We start from the raw sequence: 1,026 nt of genomic DNA on the forward strand, positions 1-1,026 counted from the left end.
CTCCCGTGTCGATTGAAGTGACACAACATGAGCGTGAAGTGAAATCATGTCCGCATTGTCGATGCGTGCAACAAGCGGAGTTTCCACCACATGTCACGAATCATGTGCAATACGGTCCACGTCTTACTGCGCTCGTTGTTTATTTGCATCATATCCAATTGATCCCTTACAAGCGTTTAAGTGATACAATCGAAGCGTTATATCAACACTCGGTTAGTACAGGAACCCTTGCCAATATGGTGAAACGAGGACGCGAAGCGCTGGAATCCAATATGGACATGATCGAAGACGCCTTACTTGACTCTAACATCTTGCATGTCGATGAAACGAGTTTGCGCATCAATGGTAAACTCGCATGGGTGCATGTCGCATGTACGTCGACATATACGTACTTGGCTTTTCACGCTTCTCGTGGAAAGAAAGCAACGGATGAGATCGGGATTCTTCCACAATACAAAGGGACGATGATGCATGATGCATTCGGTACGTATCCGAGATACACGAAAGCCACACATGCTCTTTGCCATGCCCATCATTTACGTGAGCTAAAAGGCTTCATCGAACAAGGCCATACATGGGCATCGCGCATGACCACGTTTCTGTTAGCCGCCAAACAGGCAGTCGAAGCGCATCACGGTGCACTTTCCGAAGAAGAAGCGAAACGATGGGAACGAGTGTATGATCGTATCCTAGCGAAAGCACAGCACCGATTGGAAACGATGACACCTCTTCCGAAAAAAGCACTCGCTTTTATTCGACGGCTTCAAAAACGAAAGGAAGAAGCGCTGCGTTTCTTATGTGAAGTGCATGTTCCCTTTGACAATAACCAAGCCGAGCGAGATCTTCGCATGGTCAAAGTCAAAGAGAACATCTCGGGTACATTTCGTGACGAAACGTTCGCGCAGTCGTTTTGCATCGCAAGAAGCATCGTTTCCACACTTACGAAACACGAAAAAAACGTGTGGGACTCGTTGTGTCTTCTGTTGGCAGGCGAAACGATCGATCGAGTTCTTTCCGCTACCTAGG

1 protein-coding gene is annotated in these 1,026 nt (G+C 47.5%); it reads left to right on the forward strand.

Going from position 1 to position 1,026, the window contains the following annotated elements:
- Window positions 1-1,025, forward strand: a 1,025-nt coding sequence (gene tnpC / locus K1I43_RS15380) for an IS66 family transposase (protein WP_220382706.1), incomplete at its 5' end; no start/stop codon positions are given.
- Window position 1,026 lies beyond the last annotated feature (1 nt).

Origin of the sequence: Anoxybacillus sp. ST70, from assembly GCF_019553625.1 — a bacterium.
GTDB lineage: Bacteria > Bacillota > Bacilli > Bacillales > Anoxybacillaceae > Anoxybacillus > Anoxybacillus gonensis.